Source organism: Nocardia ninae NBRC 108245, assembly GCF_007990755.1.
Lineage (GTDB): Bacteria > Actinomycetota > Actinomycetes > Mycobacteriales > Mycobacteriaceae > Nocardia > Nocardia ninae.
The window spans coordinates 1-21303 of the sequence record NZ_BJXA01000045.1 but is presented as its reverse complement, the minus strand read 5'-3'; the positions used below and the strand labels follow the sequence as shown (position 1 = coordinate 21303).

The 21303-nt window shown below is 67.0% G+C and carries 26 protein-coding genes; 17 read left to right on the top strand and 9 right to left on the bottom strand.

What is annotated here, in order from left to right:
- Positions 1-14 precede the first annotated feature (14 nt).
- Both NN4_RS27435 and NN4_RS27430 read left to right on the top strand, forming a co-directional pair.
- On the top strand, positions 15-800 hold the full coding sequence (locus NN4_RS27435; RefSeq protein ID WP_107659136.1) for an Rv1157c family protein: 786 nt from the start codon (positions 15-17) through the stop codon (positions 798-800).
- Between the two features lie 118 nt (positions 801-918).
- Positions 919-1278, top strand: a complete 360-nt coding sequence (locus NN4_RS27430) for a hypothetical protein (RefSeq protein ID WP_147137354.1) — start codon at positions 919-921, stop codon at positions 1276-1278.
- A 53-nt stretch (positions 1279-1331) separates the two neighbouring features.
- Here NN4_RS27430 and NN4_RS27425 read toward each other — a convergent pair whose 3' ends face one another.
- The 3 genes from NN4_RS27425 to NN4_RS27415 all read right to left on the bottom strand — a co-directional run bounded on the left by NN4_RS27425 (position 1332) and on the right by NN4_RS27415 (position 4423).
- Entirely contained in the window at positions 1332-2042 is a 711-nt protein-coding gene (locus NN4_RS27425) for a DUF1906 domain-containing protein (protein WP_147137350.1), read from the bottom strand.
- 292 nt (positions 2043-2334) lie between these two features.
- Positions 2335-3558, bottom strand: a complete 1224-nt coding sequence (locus NN4_RS27420) for a hypothetical protein (protein WP_246181113.1) — start codon at positions 3556-3558, stop codon at positions 2335-2337.
- A gap of 211 nt (positions 3559-3769) precedes the next feature.
- Complete coding sequence (locus NN4_RS27415; RefSeq protein WP_147137347.1) at positions 3770-4423, bottom strand: CHAP domain-containing protein; 654 nt, start codon at positions 4421-4423, stop codon at positions 3770-3772.
- A 154-nt stretch (positions 4424-4577) separates the two neighbouring features.
- On the opposite strand from NN4_RS27415, the gene NN4_RS27410 reads away from it, so the two are divergent.
- From NN4_RS27410 to NN4_RS27385, 6 genes are all read left to right on the top strand, one after another.
- Complete coding sequence (locus NN4_RS27410; protein ID WP_147137343.1) at positions 4578-4829, top strand: type II toxin-antitoxin system VapB family antitoxin; 252 nt, start codon at positions 4578-4580, stop codon at positions 4827-4829.
- Positions 4826-5218: a type II toxin-antitoxin system VapC family toxin gene (locus NN4_RS27405; RefSeq protein WP_147137340.1), complete on the top strand. Its 393-nt coding sequence runs from the start codon at positions 4826-4828 to the stop codon at positions 5216-5218. The genes NN4_RS27410 and NN4_RS27405 overlap by 4 nt, the downstream gene beginning before the upstream one ends.
- Before the next feature lie 105 nt (positions 5219-5323).
- Positions 5324-5974, top strand: a complete 651-nt coding sequence (locus NN4_RS27400) for an ABC transporter permease (protein WP_147137337.1) — start codon at positions 5324-5326, stop codon at positions 5972-5974.
- On the top strand, positions 5967-7166 hold the full coding sequence (locus NN4_RS27395; protein WP_147137334.1) for an ABC transporter ATP-binding protein: 1200 nt from the start codon (positions 5967-5969) through the stop codon (positions 7164-7166). The genes NN4_RS27400 and NN4_RS27395 overlap by 8 nt, the downstream gene beginning before the upstream one ends.
- Positions 7163-7945 (top strand): ABC transporter permease, encoded by a 783-nt coding sequence (locus NN4_RS27390; RefSeq protein ID WP_147137332.1) that lies wholly within the window; start codon positions 7163-7165, stop codon positions 7943-7945. The genes NN4_RS27395 and NN4_RS27390 overlap by 4 nt, the downstream gene beginning before the upstream one ends.
- Positions 7942-8916 (top strand): glycine betaine ABC transporter substrate-binding protein, encoded by a 975-nt coding sequence (locus NN4_RS27385; protein WP_147137329.1) that lies wholly within the window; start codon positions 7942-7944, stop codon positions 8914-8916. The genes NN4_RS27390 and NN4_RS27385 overlap by 4 nt, the downstream gene beginning before the upstream one ends.
- A gap of 138 nt (positions 8917-9054) precedes the next feature.
- Here the strand turns inward: NN4_RS27385 and NN4_RS27380 are convergent, their stop codons facing one another.
- Positions 9055-9702 (bottom strand): TIGR03086 family metal-binding protein, encoded by a 648-nt coding sequence (locus tag NN4_RS27380; protein ID WP_147137327.1) that lies wholly within the window; start codon positions 9700-9702, stop codon positions 9055-9057.
- A 92-nt stretch (positions 9703-9794) separates the two neighbouring features.
- Between NN4_RS27380 and NN4_RS27375 the strand changes: the two genes are divergently transcribed.
- On the top strand, positions 9795-10769 hold the full coding sequence (locus NN4_RS27375) for a helix-turn-helix transcriptional regulator (protein ID WP_147137325.1): 975 nt from the start codon (positions 9795-9797) through the stop codon (positions 10767-10769).
- A gap of 128 nt (positions 10770-10897) precedes the next feature.
- On the opposite strand, the gene NN4_RS27370 is transcribed toward NN4_RS27375, so the two are convergent.
- A complete protein-coding gene (locus tag NN4_RS27370; protein WP_222595182.1) occupies positions 10898-12355 on the bottom strand; it encodes an MFS transporter in 1458 nt (485 codons plus the stop codon).
- A gap of 75 nt (positions 12356-12430) precedes the next feature.
- Here NN4_RS27370 and NN4_RS27365 point away from each other — a divergent pair, with 75 nt between their 5' ends.
- Complete coding sequence (locus NN4_RS27365) at positions 12431-12913, top strand: MarR family winged helix-turn-helix transcriptional regulator (protein ID WP_135233185.1); 483 nt, start codon at positions 12431-12433, stop codon at positions 12911-12913.
- A gap of 36 nt (positions 12914-12949) precedes the next feature.
- Here NN4_RS27365 and NN4_RS27360 read toward each other — a convergent pair whose 3' ends face one another.
- Positions 12950-13780: an AraC family transcriptional regulator gene (locus tag NN4_RS27360; protein WP_222595181.1), complete on the bottom strand. Its 831-nt coding sequence runs from the start codon at positions 13778-13780 to the stop codon at positions 12950-12952.
- 64 nt (positions 13781-13844) lie between these two features.
- Between NN4_RS27360 and NN4_RS27355 the strand changes: the two genes are divergently transcribed.
- The 5 genes from NN4_RS27355 (at position 13845) to NN4_RS27335 (ending at position 18439) form a co-directional block, all read left to right on the top strand.
- Positions 13845-14747 (top strand): DMT family transporter, encoded by a 903-nt coding sequence (locus NN4_RS27355; protein WP_147137323.1) that lies wholly within the window; start codon positions 13845-13847, stop codon positions 14745-14747.
- Between the two features lie 81 nt (positions 14748-14828).
- A complete protein-coding gene (locus NN4_RS27350; protein WP_147137321.1) occupies positions 14829-15146 on the top strand; it encodes a hypothetical protein in 318 nt (105 codons plus the stop codon).
- Positions 15147-15487: 341 nt separating this feature from the next.
- Positions 15488-17347, top strand: coding sequence for a lipase family protein (locus NN4_RS27345; protein WP_147137319.1), 1860 nt, complete (start codon positions 15488-15490; stop codon positions 17345-17347).
- A gap of 49 nt (positions 17348-17396) precedes the next feature.
- Positions 17397-17705 carry a type II toxin-antitoxin system prevent-host-death family antitoxin gene (locus NN4_RS27340; protein WP_147137317.1) on the top strand — a complete coding sequence of 103 codons (309 nt, stop codon included), beginning with the start codon at positions 17397-17399 and terminating at the stop codon, positions 17703-17705.
- Positions 17702-18439 carry a hypothetical protein gene (locus NN4_RS27335; protein ID WP_147137315.1) on the top strand — a complete coding sequence of 246 codons (738 nt, stop codon included), beginning with the start codon at positions 17702-17704 and terminating at the stop codon, positions 18437-18439. Before NN4_RS27340 ends, NN4_RS27335 begins: the two co-directional genes overlap by 4 nt.
- Here NN4_RS27335 and NN4_RS27330 read toward each other — a convergent pair whose 3' ends face one another.
- Both NN4_RS27330 and NN4_RS27325 read right to left on the bottom strand, forming a co-directional pair.
- Positions 18440-19015 (bottom strand): NADPH-dependent FMN reductase, encoded by a 576-nt coding sequence (locus NN4_RS27330; RefSeq protein ID WP_147137314.1) that lies wholly within the window; start codon positions 19013-19015, stop codon positions 18440-18442. It lies immediately after the preceding gene.
- 109 nt (positions 19016-19124) lie between these two features.
- Positions 19125-19706, bottom strand: coding sequence for a TetR/AcrR family transcriptional regulator (locus NN4_RS27325; RefSeq protein WP_147137312.1), 582 nt, complete (start codon positions 19704-19706; stop codon positions 19125-19127).
- A gap of 225 nt (positions 19707-19931) precedes the next feature.
- Between NN4_RS27325 and NN4_RS27320 the strand changes: the two genes are divergently transcribed.
- Positions 19932-20327 carry a VOC family protein gene (locus NN4_RS27320; RefSeq protein ID WP_147137310.1) on the top strand — a complete coding sequence of 132 codons (396 nt, stop codon included), beginning with the start codon at positions 19932-19934 and terminating at the stop codon, positions 20325-20327.
- Positions 20328-20364: 37 nt separating this feature from the next.
- Positions 20365-20748, top strand: a complete 384-nt coding sequence (locus tag NN4_RS27315) for a VOC family protein (RefSeq protein ID WP_147137308.1) — start codon at positions 20365-20367, stop codon at positions 20746-20748.
- Between the two features lie 45 nt (positions 20749-20793).
- Here NN4_RS27315 and NN4_RS27310 read toward each other — a convergent pair whose 3' ends face one another.
- Positions 20794-21234 carry a hypothetical protein gene (locus NN4_RS27310; protein WP_147137305.1) on the bottom strand — a complete coding sequence of 147 codons (441 nt, stop codon included), beginning with the start codon at positions 21232-21234 and terminating at the stop codon, positions 20794-20796.
- Between the last annotated feature and the right edge of the window lie 69 nt (positions 21235-21303).

The following is a 21303-nucleotide window of genomic DNA, read 5'->3' as shown; positions in this document are numbered from 1 at the left end:
GGACGGCTAGACCAGTGCTTCGCACCCGAGGATCGCGGATTGCATTGTCCGCGCTCGCCATCGCGGCGAGTGCCACGCTTGCCGCGCCGACGACTGCAGTCGCGGCGCCCGCGCCCGCGCCTGCGGCGTCCCCGAACACCGTGCCGATGGTTCCGGAAGGCGTCCCGATCGACGCCCTCGCCGCCCTGGCCCCCGCCATCATCGGTTCGATCGCCGGCCCCGCCGATATCGCGGCTGGTCCGCAGTCCGCCATCCTCGATCAAGCCCGCAGGCTGCTCGCGACGCTGGGCCTGCCGCCGCAGATCAAGTCCACGCTGGAACGGATCATCACCTTCCTGGACGGCAGCGGTGGCGGTGGCCCCGAACTGCCGCAGGACGGCCCGGTCATCGCCCAGTTCCTGTACCCGACCATCGGCAAGGGCTGCATCGGCCCGACCGCCGACTCGATCGGTACCGCACTCGCCGTGTCCGGCCCGGCCCAGCTGCCGCCGCCCGGACCGAAGGCCGGTCAGGCCGGGTTCGTGTTCACCGCGCTCGGCACCAAGGCGCCGACAGCGGAGCAGAACCCGCCGATGACGGTGCAGTGGATGAACCTGGATACCCGGCAGACCGGTTTCCAGCCGCTGACCGACGAGGCCAAGATCAACCCCGGTGGCCCGGCCACGCTGTCCGCGATCGCCGACACCGGTTCCGGCCGGGTCGTCGCGGTGGTGTCCGGCTCGCTGACCACCAAGGCCGACGACGCCGACCCGCGCACCTGCTCGTTCCTGCCGACGCTCGGATTCTTCACCGTCGCATGATTTTCGGATGAAGGCGGCGACCCATTGTGGTCGCCGCCTTTGTCGTCTGTACGACATCCCGCTGCCGAATCGCCGCGATGACGCATGAGCGGGTGGCGATTGTGGTAGACCGCTAACTATGGCGACGATCGAACATTCGATACGGCCCGGCCGCTCCATTCGGAGCAGGCGCTCGCATCGATCGATACTGTCCATCCGATCCGAGGGCTCCATCCTGTCCATCGGCTCGGCCTACTCGATCCTCTCGATCGGCAGCGTCGGCTCGGTGCTGTCGATCGGCTCCATCGGCTCGTTCGGGTCGGCCATCTCCTCGTTCTCGTTCACCAGCCTGGGTTCGGCGTTCTCCGGTTTGTCCCGGTGGTCGCTGTTCTCCTGGCTCGGCGATCACGAGGCACCGGACACGCGGCCGACGTTGCGGGTGGTGCCCGATGAGGAACCCGATCTGCGTGAAGCGCCGCTGAGCCACTGCCAGACTTAGGGCCGTGTCATCCGGCCGGGTGGGACTTCGACACAGGGCCTACATTCGGCGGGCTACCACTGACCGAAGTCGGTGGCGAGGATGTTGTTGAGGTCGATGCCGATGCCGTCCAGTGAGCGCTTGTCGATCTCGAACTGGTGCAGGTGCGCGGCGGGGTGCAGGACCCCCTTCGAGCCCCAATTGTGTTGCCAATACCAGGAACCCAGGCCCGCGACGCGGGCCAGTTCGATGGTGGGGGCATTGGCGTACATGCCGGTGTTCTCCTTGCCGAGCACCGACTCCCAGCCGAGCAGATAGGGCGCGATCATGGTGGCAAATTCGACCGCGGTCGGGTTGTCGTCGATGGAGGCGTAGATCGGCACGTTGTCGGGACCGCCTGCGGCACGGTGCAAGTCGAGCCCGCGCTGGGCGTGCTTCTTGCCTGCCTCCAGTCCGCCGCGCCAGTCGGCGGTGGGCCCCTTACCGAATTGATAGCAGGACACGATATACAGGCCGGCCTCGTGCAGCTGGTCCACCTCGTCGGCACGCAGCGGCTTGCCCGCCATCCACTCCGCACCGGGACGCCGGTCGGAGACGTACCGGATCACGCCGAGATGCCCGGCGTCCCTGATCGACTCCGCCGACGGCACGCCGCCCGAGTAGTCGATGAGGGTGCCGTAGGCATCGGCGGCGGTGGCGGGTGTCGCCGCGGCGGTCATGCCGAGCGCGGCCGCGGCTGCGGCATACCCGAATAGCTCACGCCGGGACACCGAAATGGAACGCATCGTAGGACTCCTTCGCGCAACCCCGACTATGGCTGGCAGCGTGCCCGGCGCACCTTCCCCAAACATTGCGTACGCGCCGGGAGCCTCGAACGTGTACTTATTTCACCATATTCACTTGGGAACCGCCAGACCCACGGGACACACCCTTTCACATTGGTCACATGGGGATCGACCTGCTCCGGGCATGGGATACCGGAATCCGGCACGCTGTAGTTCGCGAAGACTCGGCTTCGCAAGAATCGGTTACTGCTGGCACGAGACGCGAACTATCACCGGCGAGCGGTACCGGCGGCTAGGTCCGGCTGGACGCTTCTGCCGAGTCTGCGGAGTCGGCCTCTGAAGATTCGGACGCGCCAGGAGTACTCCGGGGAGCCGACGATCCGATACGAGCGGCGACGTCTATCGTCCGACCCGAGCTGTCGGCGAGCTCTTTCCGCACCACCCCGGCGACCTGGGCGATCACCTGCTTCTTGATCCCCGCGAGCGCACCGAGCGTCGCCGCGCGAACACCGTGCGCCTTGAACTCCAGCCGGATATCGTCCGGGTCCGGCGGCGGCACGTCGATCACGATCAGCAGCGGGTCGGCGGCGCGCGCGGTCAACACCAGCGGCACCTCCACATCGGCGCGATAGCGATTGGCCTTCAGCACGTCCACGGTGATGTCGAGGCTGACCGGCAGCGTCAGGTCGAAAGCGCGTGGTGTGTCCGCCTTGTCGGCCAGCTGCGGCACGCGGACATTGCCGCGCACGGTGACCGTCGCCGATTTGCCCGGCCCGGTCTTGAGCGGCCCGACCTCGATCGGCCGTCCCGCCATCCGCTCCACCACGTCGAACACCCGATCCCGGGTGACGATGTGGGAGAAGAACCGATGCCCGAATTCGTCGTAGCCGATCCAGTCGAACTCGGCCTGCTGACGGTGCACCGAAGGGGTGCCACTCACGATGGCCTCGACGTCGAAGACTCGGCTGCGCCGTGCCTGCGGGTCGGCGAGCATGCCGTTCACCCTGGCCGCGACCTCACGTTGCACCAGTCCCGCGATCGGGTCGAGCAGCAGTTCCCCGGCCGCGTCCACCGCTTGGGCGCGCAGCACGAAGCTGACATCGGGCGGGGTGACCGGCGGGATGTCGATGACGATCAGCAGGGGGTCGGCGGTACGCGCGTGCAGGGTCAGATCGATCTCGACGCGTGCTTCCAGCCGCAATTTCTTGCCGCCGAGCATCACCTTCAGCGCCAGTGACACCGGCACGGTGACCTGGAAGGTGACGTGCGGACCGCTGTGCACCACCTCCGGCTTACCGACCTTGCCCTCGGCGACAAAACCCGCGAGGCCGGCCGGACCCAGCGAGAACGGGCCGATCGTCATGCCGCGGCCGGTCATCCCGGCCACCGCCGCCTCGATCCGGTCCTTCGTCACCGCGGCGGTGACGAAGCGCTCGCCGAAGTCGGCATAGTCGATCCAGGCGGGATCGCTGCTCGTTTCGTCGCTCGGCTGCATCAGATGTTCCGGAACCCTCACCTCTCGATGGACACTCGACACGCTACGCGACCGACATTGCCCGGAACTTGCACGAGTCTGAACCCGAGATCCCCGTCCTGCCGATGAGGGGGAGGCAGGGCGGGGATCGGCGACGGCGCTGCCGGGCGCCGCCACTTCTATCGTAGGGCTATCACCGCGGCTCGCCCGCCCCGCGCACCCCGTACCGACCGCCGTTGGCCGACAACGGTTCTCACAATCGCCCGAATCCGACAATTCCCCCGGCCTCGGCCAACGGGAACGTGTGGATGCTGATCTCACCGAACTCGTTTCCACCGATGGTTGTCACGGTGCCTGCGTCGGACTTCAGCACGATGTTGGTGTGCTGACCGAACGGGCTGGTGCCGTCGTAGAGCAGCACGTCACCGGTGCGCGGCTGGTAGCCGATGGGCGCGAACCTTCCGGTGCTCGCGTAGTACTCCTGCAGGGTGTACACCCCGGGGATCCGCCAGGAGCCCGAATTCGGGTTCGCCAGCGGTGCGCCTGCCTCGCGCATCACCCAGCTCACGAAGTCCGCGCACCACGGTTCGGTCACCCCTTCTGCGTACTTGGTGCCTGCGCCCGGGTCACGAAACTCCCGCTCCGTGACCGCGACGATTCGAGCCTGCGTCTGGTCCAGCGTCGAGCGATCGATCACCGGGAACTCGGTGCCGCGCTGCCCGACGATCGCCGCCGGGTTCGAATGGTCTTGCCACCAGAGCACTCCCAACACCCCCGCCACCACGAGCGCGACTACCACCAGCACCACCGCGAGCCATGGGCCGGTCCGCCGGTCTGGACGACCGTGTCTGGCACCCGCGCTGTGGGAACGCACCCGATGCGAGGTGCTGACCTGTCGCTCCGCCATCTGTCCCCCGGTTCATCGTGCTCGCGACCGTCGTTGGTCCTTGCTGAGTTGGACGAACAAGCGGGCATCACGGTTCCCCTCTCGAAAAACCATTTCCTTCCCGAGCCCGCTAGCGGTAGAGTTCTACCATCCCGGTCCTGGAAGGTAGAACCCAATGGGCTTGAACATAAAAAATGAGAAGGTGCACGCCTTGGTGCGTGAGGCAGCGGAGCGGACGGGGATGTCCCAAACCAGCGTTGTCGAGGAGGCACTGAAACGCATGTTGAAAGAACTGGACGCCGAGCAGCACACTCGGCTCGAAGAACTCCGGATGATTGCCGCAGATATCCACGCGATCATGAAGGAGTCCGGATACGAGCCGCTGACCACGGACGATCTCTACGATGATGAGGGGTTGCCCGCATGATCGTGGATGCGTCCGCTCTGCTCGCCATCCTCAACGAGGAACCCGAATCCGACTCGTTCATCGAGATTCTCGGATCGACCCACAGCCTCGCGATGTCGGTCGTCAATCACTTCGAGGTATCGATCAAAGTCGACCGGCATCCGAATCCGGTGCTGGCGCGACGCGCAGAACAACTGATGGATCGGGCACAGATCGAACTCGTCCCGGTCTCGCTCGAGCAAGCCGCCATCGCTCGGGCAGCGTATCGCGATTTCGGCAAGGGCAGCGGGCATAAGGCAAAGCTCAACCTGGGCGACTGCTTCGCGTACGCACTCGCCACCGTCACCAAGAAGCCACTGCTGTACAAGGGCAACGACTTCGGCCACACCGATATCCGATCCGCGGTCTGACCTCGGAGCTCGATTCCGGGCGGCGCGCCGCCGCCCGGAATACCGTCCGGGCGAACCGAATCCGCGCTACCCTCCCAGGACACCGGGCGACGGGGAGGTAGGACCCTGGACACGCTGTGGACCTTCGTAGTACACCGGCGACATCAGCTGCTCATCGACTCCTACCTGCATGTGTCAGCGGTGGTGCAGTCGGTGCTGCTCGCGACGATCGTCGCGGTGCTGATCGGCATTCTGGTGCACCGCAGCCCGCTCGGCTCATCGATCGCGACGGCGGTGGCAAGCGCCATCCTCACCGTGCCGTCGTTCGCGCTACTCGGCCTGCTGATCCCGATACTCGGCCTCGGTGTCGCCCCGACGATCACCGCGCTGGTGCTCTATGCCCTGCTGCCGATCCTGCGCAACACCATCATCGGCCTGTCCTCGGTGGATCCCGCGGTCACCGACGCGGCCCGCGGCGTCGGCATGAACCGGCTGCGAATACTGACTGCCATCGAACTCCCCCTCGCCTGGCCCGCCGTGTTGGCGGGCATGCGGGTGAGCACGCAGCTGATCATGGGCATTCTCGCCATCGCCGCCTACGCCAAGGGCCCGGGACTCGGCAACCTGATCTTCTCCGGCCTCGCCCGCCTCGGTAGCCCGAACGCGGTGCCGCAGGCCCTGGTCGGCACGGTGCTGATCGTTGTCCTCGCGCTCGTACTGGACGGGATCTACGTCCTGATCGGGCGTCTCACCACCTCGAGGGGAATCCGTGACTGACACCGAAACCCGTTCCGGCGCCATCGAATCGGCGGTGTCCGGCGAGGAGATCGTGCTCGACGGCGTCACCAAACACTATCCAGGCCAGCGCGATCCGGCCGTCGACCAGGTGTCGATGACCATCCCGGCGGGCGAAATCGTCGTGCTCGTCGGGCCTTCCGGCTGCGGCAAGACCACCACCATGCGGATGATCAACCGGCTGATCGAGCCCACCTCCGGCACCATCACCATCGGCGGGCGCGACGCCGCGTCGATGAACCCCGACCAGTTGCGCCGCGGCATCGGCTACTCGATCCAGCAGGCCGGATTGTTCCCGCACATGACGGTCGCCAAGAATGTCGCGACGGTGCCCGGCCTGATCGGCTGGGACCGCAAGAAGATCGCGGCCCGCACCGACGAGATGCTGGACCTGGTGGGCCTGGACCCCGACACCTATCGCGACCGCTACCCCCGGCAACTGTCGGGCGGCCAGCAGCAACGCGTCGGCGTCGCCCGCGCGCTCGCCGCCGACCCGCCGGTACTGCTGATGGACGAGCCGTTCGGCGCGGTCGATCCGATCACCCGCGGTCTGCTGCAAGACGAATTGCTGCGGCTGCAAGGCGAATTGGGCAAGACCATCGTCTTCGTCACCCACGATTTCACCGAGGCGGTCAAGCTCGGCGACCGGATCGCGGTGCTGGGCAACCAGTCCCGCATCCTGCAGTACGACACTCCGGCGGCGATTCTCGCCGACCCCGCGGACGAGACGGTCGCGGGTTTCGTCGGCGCGGACGCGTCGCTCAAACAGCTCACCCTCACCCGGGTGAGCGATGTCGAACTCGGGCAATGCCCGACCGCCACGGAGGACGAGCCGGTCGAGGCGTTGCGGACCGCGCTGGCCGGGCAGGACTGGCCGTGGGCGCTGGTGCTCGACAAGCAACGACGACCGCTGCGCTGGGTATCGGCCGACCACCTGGCACACGCGAACTCGTTGCGCGGCACCGGATCCCCGATCGGCGAGCCGCTGTCGCTGCGGTCGACCCTGCAGGACGCACTGGAGGCCTTGCTCGCCGATCAGACGGCGAACGCGGTGGTCACCGGCAAGCGCGGCGAGTACGCCGGGCTGATCACCATCGACACGCTGGTCGCGCACCTGTCGGCGATGCGCGCCGAGCACGGCTCCGGCCGCCCCGCACCGGGAGCAGCCCCGTGACGGCGGCCACGGGCACACCACCCGCGACGTCCGCGCCCGCCGCTCAGCGCCGGGCCGAGCGCATCCGGCTGCTCATCCAACCGGTGGTCGTGCTGCTGCTCACCGCGGGCGTGCTGGTGTGGGCCTTCGCCCGGGACCTGACCACCACCCAGCAGGCCAGCCTCAATGCCCGCAACATCATGACCGTCACCTGGCAGCACGTGGTGATCTCGGCGACCGTCGTCTTGATCGTCGTTGTGGTCGCCGTGCCGCTCGGCACCCTGCTCACCCGGCCCGGATACCGCCGTCTGGCACCGGTTTTCGTCGGCATCGCCAATATCGGCGCGGCCGCACCGGCCGTCGGCCTCATCGTGCTGTGCTATCTCGCCACGCGAACCACCGGCTTCTGGATCGGTGTCGCGCCGATCGCGTTCTATTCGTTGCTTCCGGTGCTGCGCAACACCATCCTGGGCTATCAGCAGGTCGATCAAACCCTCACCGACGCCGGGCGCGGACAGGGCATGTCGGCGGCAACGGTGTTGCGCCGCATCGAGTTCCCGCTCGCCGTGCCCTACATCCTGGCCGGCCTGCGCACCTCGCTGGTGCTGGCGGTCGGCACCGCGACCCTGTCGTTCCTGGTGAGCGCCGGTGGTCTCGGCATCCTGATCGACACCGGCTACAAGCTGCGCGACAACGTCACGCTGGTGGTCGGCGCCGTTCTCGCGGTCGCGCTCGCCCTGCTGGTCGACTGGCTCGGCGCGCTCGCCGAGCAGTTTCTCGGACCGAGGGGGCTGAAGTGAACCGGTGGTGGCGTGGCCTTGCGGCGGCGGCCGGGCTGCTGCTGGTCGCGGGCTGTGGACTGGAATCCGGTGGCGCGGTGCCGCTTCGGGTTGGGCCGGGCAGCATCGGTCCGGTGCCCGAACTCGAAGGCGCCCGAATCATCGTGGGCTCCAAGGACTTCACCGAGCAGAACATTCTGGGCTATCTCATCGAATTCGCCATGTCCGCGGCAGGCGCCGAGGTGCGTGACCTGACGAACATCCAGGGCTCCAACAGTCTTCGCGACGCCCAGCTGCACGGCCAGATCGATGTCGCCTACGACTACACCGGCACCGGCTGGATCAATTACCTCGGCAAGGAGACCCCGATCCCGGACGAGGTCGGCCAGTTCGAGGCGGTCCGCGAGGCCGACCTCGCCGCGCACGGCATGGTGTGGACGGCGATGGCGCCGATGAACAACACCTACGCTCTGGTGACGAGCTCGCGTACCGCCGAAGAGACCGGCGTCCGGACGTTGTCGGACTACGCCGCGTTGATCGCGAAAGACCCTGCGGCCGCGGCCACCTGCGTCGGCACCGAATTCAATGTGCGCCAGGATGGATTCCCCGGTCTGGCCCGCAAGTACAACATCGACGCGGGCAAGGTTCGTAAGCAGATCGTGCAGGATGCCGTGGTCTATCAGGCCACCGCCGACGCCAAACAGTGCCGGTTCGGCTCGGTCGCCGCGACCGACGGACGCATTCCCGCCCTGAATCTCGTGCTGCTGCAAGATGATCAGGCCTTCTTCCCGAAATACAATGCGGCACTGGTGATGCGGAAATCCTTCGCCGACGCCCACCCCCAGGTCGCCACCGTCCTGGAGCCGATCTCCCGGCGCCTCACCAACGAGGAGATCACCGAGCTGAATCGTCAGGTCGACGTGGAGGGCCGGGAGCCGGCCGAGGTGGCCCGCGACTGGATGGTCGCGCAGGGGTTCGTCACCGCTCGGTGATATCTGCCCGCTCCTAACGACCGCACCCCCTTTGATCCCCCACACCCATCGAATCGCCTGCGATTTCGGGTGCGGGAAGTCAAAAGGGGTGCGTTTCTCGCGTCGGCGGCAAACCGGAATTGCGCCGCGCTCGGTGCCTCAAGCCTGCGGGTCACGACCGAGGTAGCGCAGCAGTTCATCGACCGCGGTGTCCTCGGACTTACCATCGACGATCGCGGCGTAGGCGCCCCACTGACGCAGCGGCTCAACGATTTCCGTCTCCTCGCCACTGCCGGGTGCGGGGTGTCCGGAGCGCGCGGCGGTGAGCAGATAGCCGGCCAATTCCTCGGTCAGCGGCGACGGCTGGCCGGTGGCCATCGCGATGTCCCAGGCGTGCACCGCGGCGTCCAGCGCGCCCATCACGGCGGCGACCGGCGTGGCGAGGACGCCGTGCGGCAGCGGCGTCGGCACGGATTCGGTGCCGTCGGCGACGGTCGCCCAAGCGGCGGCGGTCTGCTCGATCGCGTCGCCGACCAACGCGGCCGGTGCGCCGTCGATGTGGCCGGACGGCTCGAAGGGGTTCTCGGAGGGGCCGCCGCCGATGCCGAGGGTCGCGGCGTAGGCGAGCTGATCGCCCGCGGCGTGCTGCACCACCTGCGTCACATTCCACGCCGAGCACGGGGTCGGCAGCTGCCACTGGTCATCGCGGACGCCGGCGACCACGGTTGCCAGCGCGCGGTAGGACTCGGCGAGCACGTCGCGCCAGACGGGGTTCAGGGTGGCGATGGCGGTGCTGGTGGCGTTCATGTCAGGGCCTTTCGAGTGGGTGTTCCTTGCTTCTGACATGAGCTTATGAGTCCATTAGGCTGATATCATTCCTAATTTTCGAGAGGCTTGATGTGACGCCGACCACAGTGCGCGTGCTGCGTTTGCTGGCGCTTTTACAGGACCGCGCCCACACCGGCCGGGAATTGGCCGAGCGGCTGGACATCACCGATCGCACCCTGCGCAACGACATCCAACGCCTCCGCGAACTCGGCTATCCCGTGCAGGCGCAACGTGGTGCGATCGGCGGTTACCGGCTCGGTCGCGGCTCCACCATGCCGCCGCTACTGCTGGACGACGACGAGGCGGTGGCCGTCGCGGTCGCCGTCGGGCTGGCCGAGGACGGCGCCACCGGGATCGCGGATATCAGCGACAACGTCACCCGCGCCCTGGCCAAACTGGACCAGATCCTGCCGAAACGCTTGCAGCGCAAGGTGACCGCGCTGCGCGAGGCCACCGCCATCGGCCCGGCCACCACCGGCTCCAGGGAACCGGACGCCCCGGTCCCGGCCGCGGTCCTGACCACACTGGCCGGTGCTATCCGGGACGGGGCAACGGTTTCGATCGACCAGATCGACCCGGCGCACCGCGAGGAAGTCGAACCTTATCGACTCATCAATTGGCAGCGCCGCTGGTACCTGGTCGCCTACCATCTCGAAACCCATTCCTGGAGTGCGATTCCCGTCGCCAGAATCCAGCAGGCGAGCCCGGGCAGCCGCCGCTTCGCCGCTCGCGCCCTGCCCGACGACGACCTGGTCGCCTTCGTCATGCGGCACATCGCGAGCACCGCATGGAAGGTGCACGCACGGGTCACCGTCCTGGCCCCTGCCGAAACCGTCATCGCCCGAATCAATCCCGCCGTCGGTGTCGTGGAAGCCGTCGACGCCGACACCTGCGTGCTGGTGACCGGTGCCGACGCCCTGGAAACCATCGCCATCTACCTCAGCATGCTGATGATGGACTTCCGCGTCGAAGGTCCGCCCGAGCTGGTCGCGCACATCCGCACGCTGGCCCGCCGCTACACCGAGGCGGTAAGCCAGGACGACTGATCACGGGCAGTACGTCGCTCGCCTTACTGCTCGGTGTGCAGGCATCGATGTGCGCGGCGAATCCGCCTGCCCCGGAATCAGACAAGGCCGACCCGAGCGAACTCGGGCCGGCCTCAATGCTGTTCGGGTCAGGCGTGCCCCACCGTCGCCGCCGCATCCGGCGCCTTGCGCATCGGAATCAGCGTGGTCAGCACGATCGCGACCACGGCGGCCGCGGTGGCGATGAGGAAGGTGGTGTGGAATCCGTCGCGGGACGGGAAGACGTGCACACCGAGCTGCATGGTCATGTGCGCGAGCACGACGCTCATCACCGCCGACGAGGTGGAGGTACCGACGGAGCGCATGAGCGAGTTGAGCCCGTTGGCCGCCGCGGTCTCGGTGATCGGCACCGCACCCATGATCAGCGCGGGCATCGCGGCGTAGGCCAGGCCGACGCCCGCGGCGACGATCATCGACGCCAGCATGATCTCCCAGACGCTGTTCATCAGCACTACGGCGCACAGGTAGCCCGCCGCGATCACCGCGGAGCCGAGCGCCAGCGTGATCTTCGGACCACGGGCGGCGGACAGCTTCGCCGACACCGGCGAGAGCAGGATCATCACGAAACCGGTTGGTGCCAGCGCCAATCCGGCGTTCACCATGCTGAGGCCGAAACCATAACCGGTCTGCTCGGGCGCCATCAGCAGCTGCGGGAAGGTCAGCGACATCCCGTAGAGCGCGAAGCCGACCGCGATCGAGGCCACGTTGGTGAACAGCACCCGCGGCCGCGCCGAGACCCGCAGGTCGACCAGCGGCGCCCCCTGGCGCAGCTCGTACCAACCCCAGCCGAGGAACACCACCAGCGACACCGCGAACAGGATCAGCGTCGTCGGGCTGCCCCAGCCCCAGTCCGCACCCTTGGTGATCGGAATCAGCAGCGCCAGCAACGCGATCGAAAGGCCCAGCGCGCCACCGAAATCGAACCGGGACGGGGTGCGCACCGGCGACTCCGGCACGAACACGAAAACCAGGACGGCACAGACCAGGCCGAGGCCCGCCGCGGTCCAGAAGAGCATGTGCCAATCCGCGTTCTGCGCGATCACCGCGGCCAGCGGCAGGCCGAGGGCACCGCCGACGCCGAGCGTCGCGCTCATGATCGCCATCGCCGAACCCACCTTCTCAGCCGGCAGTTCGTCGCGCATGATGCTGATGCCCAGCGGGATCGCGCCGACCGCCGCACCCTGCAGCGAGCGCCCGACGATCTCGGGAACCAGCGCGGAGAAGGTGGCGCAGACCACGGAACCGGCGACCAGCGAGAGCAGGTTGGCGAACAGCACCCGTCGCTTGCCGAACATGTCGCCGAGGCGACCGCTGATCGGCGTCGCCACCGCACCGGCGAGCAGCGTCGCGGTAACCACCCAGGAGGCGTTGGACGCGGAGGTGTTCAGCAGGTCCGGCAACGTCGGAATGATCGGGATGACCAGCGTCTGCATCAGCGAGACGACGACACCGACCATACCGAGGGTCGCGATGAGCACGGCAGGCGCCGGGCGCCGTCCGTCATCGGTATCGGAGGCGGTCGAAGACGCGTCGGCAGCAACAGTCACGAATGTGCACGCTACACACGATGTGTATCGTGCACAATTTGATATCGTCGTGACGAACACGACATAGTGAGCCCCATGTCCGAATCCGGTCCCGCCGACAACGCGGCCCTCACCCGCCTGGTCTTCGAGCTGACCCTGCTCGCCCGGCACTTCCCCGCGTCGCTACTCCGCCGCCCCGGCTTCCAGCTCGACCGCTCGGCCTTCCTCATCCTCACCAGGCTGGAATTCGACACCGCTCTGAGCCTGCGCGAGTTGTCCGAAGCTTTCCAACTCGACATCTCCACCATCAACCGCCAGGTCGCCGCGATGCTCAAGCAGGGCCTCGTCGACCGCGTCCCCGACCCCGACGGCGGCATCGCCCGCAAGATCCAAGCCAGCAGCAAGGGTCTCGAAGTACTGGCCGCCGACCGCCGACAGAGCCGCGAAGGGATCGGCACGGTCGTCGCCGACTGGGACGACACCGACGTCGACCAGTTGAGCAGACTGATCGCCCGGTTCAATCAGTCCGTCGAACACATCGAAGACAACCCGTGGCCGCGGCCGCCCGAGGTTCGGTAGTCGATCCGGTTACCTGGTACCGCCCGGTTTCGCGATTCAAGCGGCGGTGGCGTAGATGCCGGGGGTGATGCCGTAGCAGCGGCGGAACCAGCGAGTCAGGTGGGCTTGGTCGGCGAAGCGGGATTCGGTGGCGGCTCGGGCGACGGGGTGGCCTGCGGCGATCAGGCGGCGGGCGGCGCGGAGGCGGAGCAGGCGTTGGTAATCGCTCGGGGAGAGACCGTAAGTGGTGCGGAAGGCACGGTAGAGGGCGAAACGGCTGCAGCCGCTGGCTTCGACGAGGTCGTCCATGGAGAGCGGGTCGAGGTAGCGGTCGTCGAGGACGGTGCGGACGCGGCGGGCGATGTCGGCGCTCGCGCCACCGTGCAGGGTGGCCGACGAGTTCACCAGGGGGCGGCGGGCACCGCGGCGCACCATGGCGGCGACCGATGCGGCCAGCGCCTCGTCCGCGGCCAGCTCGGTCGCGGGTCGAATCAGACTGGCGCACAGGCGATGCAGCGCTGAGGACAACAGCGGGTCGGGCAGGACGGGGTCGGCGAAAAGCGGCAGGCCGGTGGGGCGTCCGGTCTGATCGGCCAGCAGGTCGGTGATCAGCTCGGTGCCGATGTGCACGATCGAGTAGGTGAAACCGAGCTCGGTGGTGCTGTGGCCGTCGTGCGGCTCATCCGGGTTGAACGCCATCACCATGCCCGCCGCGCTCACCCGTGACGCACCGCGGCAATCGAAGCTCTGCGCGCCGAACTCGGTGAGGCCGAACGAATACGTCTCATGGCTGTGCAGGTGGTAGACGTGCCGTTCGAAGTGCGCGTGCATCACCTCGACCGGGCGGTGCGCCATCCGCCGGTACGTCACCCATTCCTGCTCGGCCACCGAACCATTGTCACCGCACCAGCGTTCAATACCGCGCACCGGTCTCGGAACCAGGATCGCAAGCGTGCGTATTCGACTCTTGCTTGTGCTGGTCATGGCGTTGTGGGGCAGCGCGTTCGCTTCCTCGAAGCTGGCGGTGCACGATGTGCCGCACGAGGTCGCCGGATTCCTGCGGTTCTTGGTGGGCACCGTGGTGCTGGTGATCGTGCTGCGGCTGCCCCGGCTGCCGACGACGGAGGCGACCCGCGTCGCCGGGCTCGGCCTGATCGGCGTCTTCGGCTACAACGTTCTGTTCTTCCTGGGGTTATCCCTCGCGCCCGCAGCCGATGGCAGCGTGATCGTGCCGATGACCGCGCCGGTCATCACCGTCGTCGTCTTGGCCGTGCGCTCGCGTACGCGCCCGTCCGGTGCGCGAGCACTCGGCCTTGCCGCCGCGGTGGCCGGCGGCGTCGTCTTCTTCGTCGGCATTCCGTCGTCCGGCGGGAACCGCCTGCTCGGCGACCTCGCCTTCTTGGCCGCCGCGGCCTGCTGGGCCTGCTACACCATGCTCGGCGCGCCGATCCTTACTCGCCTCGCCGCCCCGACTGTCACCGTTTATGCGTCCGCGGCGGGCACGGTGGCGCTCGGGGTGCTCGCCGCACCGGCGCTGCCGGACGTCGCTTGGTCCGAGCTCGGTCTCGAATTCTGGCTCAACCAGGCCTATCTCGGGGTATTGCCGACCGCGCTGGCGTACGTCCTCTACTACCGCGCCGTCGGGCAGGTCGGGCCCGCGACCGCCGCGACCGCCATGTTCCTGGTGCCCGCATTCGGATTGGCCTGCGCCTGGGTCGTTCTGGGTGAAACGATCTCGCCGGTGCAGGGTGTCGGGGCGGCGCTGATGTTCGTCGGCGCGTGGCTGAACACACGCAAGGAAACGCCGCGCGCAGCGACACCACCGCCCGTTCAGCCGGTCGCGCTGAGTTCCTGACCAGCACAATGTGTTCCGTGCCTTTGCCGGTCATGGTGGCGACACCGCGCTAGGCTCTGCGGCTGGGTCGGACCCGACGTCTTGGGAGGCGCTTCGATTCACACGAAACAACACGCATGGTGGGACAACTATCTCGTCGCCCTGTTGGGGCTCGTCCTCGCGGCCGGATTCGCGATCGCGGCGATCGCCGCAGCCTCGGGTGGGGCCTATCCGGTGGCGATCACGCTCGCGGCGCTGGCGGTGCCGTTCGCGATTCCGACCATCGTTCAAATCCTCGGCGAGCTACTCATCTACCTGCTGATTCCGGTCGTATTGGTCGGATTCGTACTGTTCCTCCCAATTCTCGCCGTCAGCCCGGCGGCGCGAAAATGGGCGCGACGGCGGTGGCGGGACCGCTGACCCCACAGGCCGACGAAGATCACATCGACCGTTCGTCAGCCGTCCGTAGAGTTGTCGGCATCCAGCTTTTTGCCGCGTAACCGAAGGACGGAGGCGGCGGTGTGAGCGAGCGTCAGCGAGTGAACCATAGGCACAGTGCGCCCTCGCGCACGGCGGAGCCGAGCGTCAGCGAGGCGCAGCCGTGAGCGAGCGTCAGCGAGTGAACCATAGGCACAGTGCGCCCTCGCGCACGGCGGAGCCGAGCGTCAGCGAGGCGCAGCCGTGAGCGAGCGTCAGCGAGTGAACCGAAGGCACAGTGCGCCCTCGCGCACGGCGGAGCCGAGCGTCGGCGAGGCGCAGCCGTGAGCGAGCGTCAGGATGACAAGGTGGCGACCGGCAAGGCCCGGACCTGGGACGTACGCGGAATCGCGTGGTGGCTGCCCGGGTTGGCTGTGTTCGTGTCGGGTGTTCTGCTGTACTCGCCCTTCGGTGTCTCGCTCATCGAGGGACGGGTTGTTGTCGCGGCCGCGATGCTGATGCTCGGCGGGTCTGCCGCCGCACGGTGGTGGTGGGCGCGAGCCGACAATCAGCGGCCGGACCACGAGTCCGCCGGATACGTGCGCACTGAACGGTTGCTGGGCGTCGAGGCGCTGGTCGCCATCGGGTTCGGTGCGCTCGGTATCGCCGCGCTGACCATGTCGGTGTCGACGTCGTTGATCTGGGTCGGGGCGTGCTGGATCGGGCTCGGCGTCTGCGGGCTGGCGTCCGGTGCGCGCCGCGATGACGTGCTCGTCGCCTCCGCGGCGTTCGCGGGCTGGCAGGTGCTTGCCGGCGTGATCCTCGCGACGCTGCCGTTTCGTACCGGCTTGGATTTCACCGCGTGGACCATCCTCACGCTGTTGATCACCGGCGCGGCGATGGTGGTCCGCGGTGTCCGGCTGACTGCTCCGCTGCCCCGCGCGAGCACGCTGCGCTGGTGGCGGCCCGTCGCGGTGAGCGTGCAGCTGGTCGTGCTCGCGGTGGCGGTGGGCTGGTATGGAACGGTCGTCACCCAAGCTGCCCGACAGGACGCGGAGCAGTCTCGACTGGACGCGTTCTATCAAGTGCCACAAGGCATTTCACCCGGCCCGCCGGGCACCGTGATCCGTTCGTCCCCGATGTCGCTACCGGGCGTGAACGGACACGGCCAGCGCATCCTCTACTGGTCGCAGGACCGGCACGGCACCCCGACGGTGTCCTCCGGCATGATCTGGACGCCCCTCACCGACGGCACCGATCGACCCATCCTGAACTTCGCGCACGGCACCGTCAGCCTCGGCGCCGAATGCGCACCTAGCAGGCAATCCGAGATCGCCTCATCTATGCCCTGGCTGAACGACGCGCTCGGCCGCGGCTGGGTGGTCGCCGCCAGCGACTACGCCGGCGCGGCGGGCACCGGCGACGGCGAGCACTACCTCGTCGCCACCGACCAGGGCCGCGACACCGTGAACGCCGCCCGCGCCGCCCGCAACATGCCCGACGCGCACGCTGGCACCGACATGCTGATCTACGGCGTCTCGCAGGGCGGCCTCATCTCCCTGGCCGCCGCCGCCCAAACGCCCACCTACGCCCCCGAACTCCACCTCGTCGCCGACGCCGCCACCGCCCCCGCCTCCGATATCGCGGGCATCCTCCGCGAGAGTCCACCCCAACTTCTCAACGGCTGGGCCGTCACCCCCTTCCTCACCACCCAGTACGCCAAGGCCTACCCCCAGCTCGACCCCAACGCACTGCTCACCCCGCAGGCCGCCGCGCGCAACCAGGAAATGGCGGCAGCCGGCTGCGCCGCAACACCTTTCGTGGCACTGTTCGCCCGCCTCACCGTCGTCCCCGGCATGGGCGACTACTTCAACGGCGACCCCCTCGCCGACCCCGCCTGGCGCCGCGCCTTCGAGGAGAACCGCGCCCCCGACATGCCCCCCGGCATCCCCGTCTACCTGGCCCAAGGCCTCGACGACACCCTCGTCCCCCCGAAATTCACCGCCGCCCTCGTCGAGCGCTACTGCACCGCAGGCACCCCCGTGACCACCCAATGGAACCCCGGCGTCGGCCACGACAACGCCAACGAAAAAGCCGTCGCCCCCCGCGTCATCCAATGGTTCGCCGACCACCTCACCAACACCCCCACTCCCAACAACTGCGGCCAACCCCTCCCCGCCACCCTGACCAGCACCGGTCACTAACAGACCTCCGTGCATTGCATCTCTACCTATTTCTAGGTAGTTTTGCAGTATGACTTCTGTTCGGGTGCCCATCACCACCGCTTCTCGCAAAGGCGTGTCCGGATTGGTCGCAGCGAGCGAAGAACAGCGCATCATACTGACCAGCCACGGCCGGCCAGTGGCCGTTGTGGATTCGGCCGATCGGATCGACGAGGACATGCGCAAGATTCGCGAGGCCCAACTCGCAATCCTTGATGCCGCAGCCGATCTCGCTTCGAAGCGGACCCGGAAGTTCGACCTCGCAGAGGTGTGCGTCCGGCTCGGCGTCGACGAGTCCAGGGTGCGGACCCTTGCGGCTGAGCGCGTCGCGAATCGGTGAGGAAAGGCGAATCGTTCCCCGGCGGCCAGGCGGAGTTCGAGTTCTCCGACGCGTTCGTCGAGTATCTCGAGGATCTACCAGCTGCCGAATGCGAATCCGTCCTGGTCGATCTGCTTACGCTGTGCGGTAATCCAGCAGGCTCCCACCCTTTGAGCAACCGTGGCACCAGCGATCGGTTGGCCGGCTGGAACACCCTCGACGTACTCGGCAAACAGCACCGCGTCGTATTCGCCAGCAGGATTGTCGATGGCGTCGGCGTCATCGAGGTTCTCTGCGCAGGTCCACGCAGGGCAGACGCCGCCTATGACATGGCGAATGCGCTGATCCATTGCGGACAACTGACTCTCGATGAAGTCACCGAGCTGTGGCAAGCCCTCGTTCTGCTCGACGTGCTTGCCGAAGATATCGGCCTCGACGGCTGGGACTACCGGCCTGAATCAGCACCGGAGGGCCTCATCCGCACCGTCGTCGCCGCCGGACTGCTCGACGAGACCATCGCCCGGGTGATGTCGAAAGACGAGATCAATGCGGCAATGTCGCAGGGGTGGGGTCCGGACGGGCCCGATCCCGAATCCGCTCTGCGCGCCGCCTTGGCGCGCGCCCGCGCCGGAGTGGACGTCGGCGACCTGAGCCGGATCGTCAGCGAACCACGCTGTGGCGCAGTGCTTCCCCGCGCCGGTGTCGCCTGCATCCGCCGCAAGGATCACCCGGGCCCGCACCGCGCCACGCGCTGATCAGGCCACGTAGGGGCGTTCGGCGCGGGCCGAACGGAGGGCAGCTCCCCACCAGACGAGTTGGTCCAGGAGTTGATCGGCGGCTACGGCCGGGGGCTTCGGGTCCGCGGGTTTGCCTGTCGCGTCGAAGACTTGGGCGGCGCCGTGGAAGCTCACGGTGTCGCGGACGGTGACGGCGTGGAGTTCGGCGAAGACGTGGCGGAGGTGTTCGACGGCGCGCAGGCCGCCGGAAACGCCTCCGTAGCAGACGAATCCGATCGGCTTGGCCTGCCACTGGGTGTAATGATCATCGATCGCGCTTTTGAGGGGCGCCGGGTAGCTGTGGTTGTACTCGGGTGTCACGATGACGAACCCGTCGGCCGCCGCCAGTCGCGCACCGACAGGCTGCGATGAGCGAGTGCCTGCGTGGTCGGAATCATGTTGTGGCAGTTCACCTTCCGCCAAATCGATGAGATCGATCGCGACGTCGGCACGTTGTTCGGCATGTTCGACGAACCAGTTGGCGACCGTGGGGCCGAAGCGCCCCGGCCGGGTGCTTCCCACGATCACTGCGAGCTGAATCGGATTCTCCGTCATAACAGGTCCTTTCGACGCGTGCAGGTGATGACTACAAGCGTCGAACATCAACAATGGTTCAGGTCAAGTCGGCGCATCGGCGACCGACCACACACCCGTATTCAGCTGACTACCGGGGCAGACAGCGAAGGAGTAGGTCGCGGATCTGGTCCCGGGTCGGGGGCTCCGCACTTGCCATGCCGCGCAACGTAATTCCCTGCGCGGCGTCGGCGAGCAGGGTGGCCGTGAGCTGATCGGCGTAATGGGCATACATCGTTCGAGTAGCCCCGATGAAGCGGTCGGCGATCGGCCGCAGCGAGGGGCGTCGAATAGCCGCGACATACAGCTCGAGCTGGACGGTCGTGATGGTGCGCTCGGTGGTGAAGCATCCGATGAGCGCATCCGCCGTCTGGTCGATGACATCGGCGATCGTCAAGTCGGGATTGCTGGACGGGATGGCCGCCATGATCGCGGCATAGTCGGCCACGCAAATTTCCAGCGCCGCTTGGAGCAGGTCTTCCTTGTCCTTGTAGTGGTATGTCGTGCCCGCAATCGGAACGTCCGCCGCCTCGGCGACGGCCCGGTGCGTGAGACCCTCCACGCCGCGTTCGCCGATGACCTGGATCGCGGCTTCCGCAATGCGGCGACGGCGGTTCGGATCGAACCGCCGTCGCCGGACAGGTTTGGCCTCGACGGCTGGTTCGTCGGCCACTGCGCCTCCATCAGAGCTATTTCCGCGGGTAGATGCCCATCAGGGTACATATGTACCTAATGCGAGACGCGTCACAACCTCCTGTTGCACCGCCGCGCCTTAAGGTACAAATGTACTCAGTGCGATTTGCTCAACATTCGCCCAGCGGTACGAGCTCCCTGATGACGCCGCCGTTCACAACCACCCCACAACCCAGCGACGCACGGAAAGCGATGGTGAACAGCCATGACGAACCCCGCCCCCACCGGCACGGTCTCCTCCTATGCGTTCTGGGCTCACGAAGGCCGAGCCCTCGCCGAGTTCTACGCAGCGGCACTGGGCTGGCAACTCACCCAAGAATTCCCCGACGAAAACGGTGTCCCCACCGCCTTCATGATCACCGACGGCACCACCGCCTACGTCTTCTACACCGCCACCAAGTTCACCGCCCCGAACTGGCCCGCCGACGAACTACCCTTCCACCTCGACCTCGCCTTCCCTGACGTCGCAGCAGCCGAGCAACGACTCCTCGCCCTCGGCGCAACCAAATCCGACCACCAGCCCGGCGGCGAAAACTGGACCGTCCTACTCGACCCCTCCGGTCAACCTTTCTGCATCAGCCAGCCATGGACCGGCGCCTGACATCACTCGAAACCCCAACCCACAGAAGGAGTTCCCCATGAAAGCCACCGGCGTAGCCCCCTGCCTGGGCGTCGCAGACACCACCGCGTCCGTCGCCTTCTACGAAAGCCTCGGCTTCGAAGCCGCCCCCGGCAGCGACAACCCCGAAGACGACATCCGCATGCTCACCTGGCAAGGCAACTTCGCCTTCATGGTCTACAACGCAGACAACCTGCGCCAATGGCTCCCCCAACTCCAAAACTTCCCCACCGGCGCCTTCGGCATGTTCTACCTCTCCGTCAAAGACCACGAGGCTTACACCACCAAAATCCGCCCCCTCGTCAACGTGATCAAAGAACACACCGAACACGGCATGAAACTGTTCTACTTCCAAGATCCCGACGGCTACATCATCGGCGTATCCGAAGAACGCGAGTGGTGAACTCTCTCCACTCTCGCCGACCCTGCATAGTCTCAGCAACGACCGTTACATGGGACGAAGAACAGGATCGATCCGTTCCAGCAAGCCGATCAGATCGATTGCCCCACGCCTGATTTGGGCATCCGGGTCACGGGACAACGTCGAGCAGATTCGTACCGCAACGTCTCGTTCGTCAGCAAACACCCCGTACACGTCGTTCAACGCCGTCCCGATCCATTCGGACTGACTGCCATCCGCGTCGGCGAACGAGGCGGCGACCACCCCAAGTCCCACAACATCTTTCCGGCGCAGCAGCGCCTCCGCCGTAACAGCGGTGACGAACGTGTTGTCGGCATCCAGAACAAGCGAGATCAATACGGCTTTCGCATCAGGCATTTCAGCAAATGCTGCCAGCCCATGGCCAGCATCGGCCCGATTGCGAACATCAGCGCTTCGAGCAAGCTCAATCAACGCGGCTACGACAGCAGCCCTCGCCTGCTCGCTCACACTGCCTCCGCCAGCATTCGAGTCTCCGGTAGTTATGCTTCGACTACCGCCAAAAGCTATACGTTGAAG

Excerpts from the sequence above, each read along its gene's own strand:
- NN4_RS27430 (WP_147137354.1), top strand. The coding sequence starts at position 919 with ATGGCGACGATCGAACATTCGATACGGCCCGGCCGCTCCATTCGGAGC.
- NN4_RS27425 (WP_147137350.1), bottom strand. The coding sequence starts at position 2,042 with ATGCGTTCCATTTCGGTGTCCCGGCGTGAGCTATTCGGGTATGCCGCA.
- NN4_RS27415 (WP_147137347.1), bottom strand. The coding sequence starts at position 4,423 with ATGGCGGAGCGACAGGTCAGCACCTCGCATCGGGTGCGTTCCCACAGC.
- NN4_RS27410 (WP_147137343.1), top strand. The coding sequence starts at position 4,578 with ATGGGCTTGAACATAAAAAATGAGAAGGTGCACGCCTTGGTGCGTGAG.
- NN4_RS27405 (WP_147137340.1), top strand. The coding sequence starts at position 4,826 with ATGATCGTGGATGCGTCCGCTCTGCTCGCCATCCTCAACGAGGAACCC.
- NN4_RS27380 (WP_147137327.1), bottom strand. The coding sequence starts at position 9,702 with ATGAACGCCACCAGCACCGCCATCGCCACCCTGAACCCCGTCTGGCGC.
- NN4_RS27365 (WP_135233185.1), top strand. The coding sequence starts at position 12,431 with ATGTCCGAATCCGGTCCCGCCGACAACGCGGCCCTCACCCGCCTGGTC.
- NN4_RS27340 (WP_147137317.1), top strand. The coding sequence starts at position 17,397 with ATGACTTCTGTTCGGGTGCCCATCACCACCGCTTCTCGCAAAGGCGTG.
- NN4_RS27330 (WP_147137314.1), bottom strand. The coding sequence starts at position 19,015 with ATGACGGAGAATCCGATTCAGCTCGCAGTGATCGTGGGAAGCACCCGG.
- NN4_RS27320 (WP_147137310.1), top strand. The coding sequence starts at position 19,932 with ATGACGAACCCCGCCCCCACCGGCACGGTCTCCTCCTATGCGTTCTGG.
- NN4_RS27315 (WP_147137308.1), top strand. The coding sequence starts at position 20,365 with ATGAAAGCCACCGGCGTAGCCCCCTGCCTGGGCGTCGCAGACACCACC.